This window comes from bacterium (assembly GCA_021372775.1).
Taxonomy (GTDB): Bacteria; Acidobacteriota; Polarisedimenticolia; order J045; family J045; genus JAJFTU01.
Genome location: JAJFTU010000401.1, coordinates 1 through 4056, shown reverse-complemented (window position 1 = coordinate 4056; position 4056 = coordinate 1). Strand labels below are relative to the sequence as shown.

Below are 4056 nucleotides of genomic sequence, written 5' to 3'. Positions count from 1 at the left end.
ACGCCGCCGATCGACGACGCCACGCTGCTCGTGCTCCGCCGCGCCCCCCGCTGATCCTCGACACCGCACCGCCCCGCTGATCGCCGACGCCGCCCCGCCGATCCTCGACGCCGCGCCCGCCCGCCGATCGTCGATGCCGCGCCAATGACCATCGACGCGCACCGCGCCAATGACCGTCAACGCCACGCCGCGCCAATGACGATCGACGCGCGCCGCGCCGCCGCGCGCGTAGGGGCGGCTGGCGCGCTCCGATGATCGTCGGAACAACGGCGCGACATCGCGCCTGCCGCCCGACGTGAACACAGCACCCGGTTGCCTTTCAACGCCTCAAAGGCAACGTTCCGCGTATTGCACCTCGGGAGGCAGGCGCGGTGGAATCTTGAGCGCGGAGACGTTCGTCGGGGCGCGCCAGCCTCCCCTACGATTTCCGATCACGCGCCGGCGCCGCGGACGACGCGCGATGCGGTTTCGCGATCACGCGGCGGCGCCGCGGGCATTGCGGCCGACGACGCGCGATGCAGAAGGCGGACCGTGCGGCGCGGACCGAAAGAGCGTTCGGCGAGCGCGACGTACCCCGCGGGAACGACGCCCTTCCGCTCCGCCGGATCGAACTGCTCGAGCGCGAACTCAGGACCGTCGGGACGCGCGAGATCGGCCGCGCTCGTCGGCTCGACGCGGCGGCCGCAGACGAACGACACGGCCCCGACGAGCGTCTCGTCGCTCCCGAGCGCCGCGACCGCCCGCCCCGCCGGCAGCCGTCGATCGACCTCGCGCAGGAACGGCGTGAGGTCCTTGTGCGCGTCGATCACCGGCACCGCGACCCAGAGCATCGCGAACGCGAAGACCGCCGCCGCGACGGCCTGGCCGCGCCACGCCGCGCGGCGCTCGTCGCGCGCCGTCGCCCGCAGCGTGAACGCCGCCGTGCCGACCGCGACCAGCAGCAGCGACGCGGCGAGCGTCGCGACGAGACCCGGGCTCGGCGCTCCCGGCGCGTCGCTCAGCAGCGCGTCGCCGCGCGCCAGCAGCAACGCCGGCGCCGCGACGCCCCACAGCACCGGCAGGCCCGACTGCAGCCAGCCGAGCATCCAGCGCGGCGCCGCGGCCGCGCGCCGCTCCAGCCAGTCGTCCATCGCCAGCGCGAGCGCCAACGCGAGCGGCGGCAGCAACGGCATCAGGTAGATGTTCCGCTTGCTCGAAGCGAGCGAGAGCAGCAGCAGCCCGCCCCCGGCGACGCAGCCGAGGAAGGCGCGCAAGGCCGGGCGCTCCGTTTCGCCGCGCCCGCGCCAGAACTTCGGGCGCAGAAGCGCGAGCAGCGGCGCGAGCCACGGCAGCAGCACCGCCGGCAGCAGGACGACGTAGGCGTAGAACGGCTCGCGGTGCCCCTTGAGTTCGGGCGCGTCGAGGAACCGCATCACTTGGTTGACCCAGAAGAGCTCGTAGATCCCCTTGAAGCCGAGCGACGGCGCGAAGCAGAGCATCACGAGCGCCGCCGCGACGGCGAGCGCCGGCAGCCCGATCCACGGCGCGAGGGCGCGGTACGGCTTCTCGGCGCGGCGCAGCGCGCAGTACGGCGCGAGCCCGGCGAGCGGCAGCGCGAGACCGACGAGCCCCTTCGTCGCCAACGCCAGCGCCAGCGCGCCGTAGAGCAGCGTCAGCCAGCCCGGAGAACGCGAGCCGTCGATCCGCTCCCACGCCGCCCAGAACGCCAGCGTCAGCCAGAGCGCGAGCGTCGGGTCGATGAGGATCCAGTGGCCCGAACTGAGAAGGCCGTAGCAGAGCGCCAGCAGCAGCGCCGCGGCCCGTCCGACGAACGGCGAAGCGGCGCGCCGTCCCCAAGCCCAGACGACGAGCAGCGTCGCGAAGACGGCGAGCGCGCCGACCGCGCGCGCGGCGGCCGGCGACGGCCCGGCGAGGGCGAACGCGCCGGCGACGATCCAGTAGTAGAGCGGCGGCTTCTCGAGGAACGGCTCGCCGCCGAGGTGCGGCACGAGGCCCGGCGCGTCCAGCATCTCGCGCGCGATCCCCGCCTCGCGCGGCTCGTCCGGCGTCCACAGGCCGCGCCCCAGCCCCGAGAAGACGACGAGCGCCAGCAGGAGCCCGAACGCCGCCGCGCCCCACGACGACCGCCGCCCGCTCTTCCCGTTCGCCGTCGTCGTCGTTCCTCCGATGCGCTCCGCGCCGAGGGCCGCCGCGTATTCTGCGCCATTGCGCGCCGGCCGCCCCTACCGCGCCACGATCCTCGTCGGAACGACGGCGCGACACCGCGCCGGCCGTGCGACGCGGACACGGCGCCGCGTGGCCGTTCAACGCGTCAAAGGCGAGGTTTTGCGTGAATCACGTCGGGCGGCAGGCGCGGTGGAATCGTCCGCGGTCCAACGATCGTCGTGACGCGCCAGCCGCCCTTACGGGCTTATTTTTGGTTGGATCGGCGCGAAAATCGCGGCATCCTCATTTCTTGGTGAATCCCCCCCAAGGAGCCAAAGACAAATGAAGCGCCTTTCCGTGAACATCGACCACGTGGCCACGGTGCGGCAGGCCCGTCGCGCCGCCGAGCCCGATCCGGTCGCCGCGGCCGTCCTGGCGGAGCTCGCCGGCGCCCACGGCATCACCTGCCACATCCGCGGCGACCGCCGCCACATCAACGACGACGACCTCGCCCGGCTGCGCCGCGTCGTGACCACGCGCCTCAACGTCGAGATGGCCGCCACCGCGGAGATGCTCAAGATCGCCCGCGCCGTCAAGCCGGACCTCGTCACGCTCGTCCCCGAGAAGCCGGGCGAGGTGACGACCTCCGGCGGGATCGACGCCGCGGCGCTCCGCCGCGCCCTCGCGCCGCACGTGCGCGCGCTCCGCCGCGCGCGGATCGGCGTCTCGCTGTTCATCGACCCCGAAGGGAAGCAGATCGAAGCCGCCGCGTCCTACGGCGCGGGAATGGTCGAGCTGAACACGAACGCCTACAGCGTCGCGCGCAGCGACGCGGAGCGGGCGCGGGCCTTCGACCAGCTCGTCGCCGCCGCGGCGCGCGCGGGCGAACTCGGCGTCGGCGTCGCCGCGGGGCACGGCCTCACCGTCCGCAACGTGCGGCCGGTCGCCGACATCCCGCAGGTCGTCGAGCTCAACATCGGCCACAGCCTCATCGCGCGGGCCGTGCTCGTGGGGCTGGACAAGGCCGTGAAGGACATGCTGGCGGCGATGGGCGCCTAGCCCGCGCGGATCGGGACGTCCGCGCGCGTCGGCCGCACGGCGCGCGCGGCGCGGCCCCCGCCGAGCCGGGCCGAACCGCCGCCCCGCGGAGGGCGCGATGTTCCGCGACGTGGTGCAGGAGCAGCTTCCGTTCCTCGAGAAGTTCTACGCCGCCCTTCCGGCGAAGATCGCCGCCGCGCGGGAGTTGTTCGGCCGGCCGCTCACCTTCGCCGAGAAACTGCTCTGCGCCCACGGCGAGCGCACGACGATCCCTCCGCGGCGCGGCGACACGCACATCTGCTTCGACCCGGACCGCGTCGCGATGCAGGACGCGACGGCGCAGATGGCGCTGCTGCAGTTCATGCAGGCGCGGCGGGACAGCGTCGCCGTCCCGGCGACGATCCACTGCGACCACCTGATCGCCGCGCACGTCGGCGCCGCGCCCGACGTCGAGGAGGCGCGGCGGGTCAACCGCGAGGTCTACGACTTCCTCGCCAGCGCCGCCGCGCGCTACGGCCTCGGGTTCTGGGGGCCGGGCGCGGGGATCATCCACCAGGTCGTCTTCGAGAACTACGCCTTCCCCGGCGGCATGATGATCGGCACCGACTCGCACACCCCCAACGCCGGCGGCCTCGGCATGCTCGCGATCGGCGTCGGCGGCGCCGACGCGGCGGAGACGCTCGCCGGTCTGCCTTGGACGCTGCGCTGGCCGAAGCTGGTCGGCGTGCGGCTGACGGGAAGGCTCTCCGGCTGGACCGCGCCCAAGGACATCGTCCTCCGCCTCGCCTCGCTGCTCACCGTGAAGGGGGGCACGGGGAAGATCGTCGAGTACGTCGGGCCGGGGACCGAAACGGTCTCCTGCACCGGCAAGGG

Annotated in this window: 4 protein-coding genes; 2 read left to right on the top strand and 2 right to left on the bottom strand. The window is 73.9% G+C overall.

Translation table 11 applies throughout. The features are described from left to right. A partial coding sequence (locus tag LLG88_13400) for a hypothetical protein (GenBank protein MCE5247903.1) occupies window positions 1–186 on the bottom strand: 186 nt, incomplete at its 3' end. A gap of 245 nt (window positions 187–431) precedes the next feature. Next, a complete protein-coding gene (locus tag LLG88_13395; protein MCE5247902.1) occupies window positions 432–2021 on the bottom strand; it encodes a glycosyltransferase family 39 protein in 1590 nt (529 codons plus the stop codon). Window positions 2022–2487: 466 nt separating this feature from the next. Here LLG88_13395 and LLG88_13390 point away from each other — a divergent pair, with 466 nt between their 5' ends. Beyond that, a complete protein-coding gene (locus tag LLG88_13390; protein ID MCE5247901.1) occupies window positions 2488–3204 on the top strand; it encodes a pyridoxine 5'-phosphate synthase in 717 nt (238 codons plus the stop codon). Window positions 3205–3301: 97 nt separating this feature from the next. Next, the coding region (locus tag LLG88_13385; GenBank protein MCE5247900.1) for an aconitate hydratase at window positions 3302–4056 on the top strand (755 nt) is incomplete at its 3' end.

Excerpts from the sequence above, each read along its gene's own strand:
- LLG88_13390 (MCE5247901.1), top strand. The coding sequence starts at position 2,488 with ATGAAGCGCCTTTCCGTGAACATCGACCACGTGGCCACGGTGCGGCAG.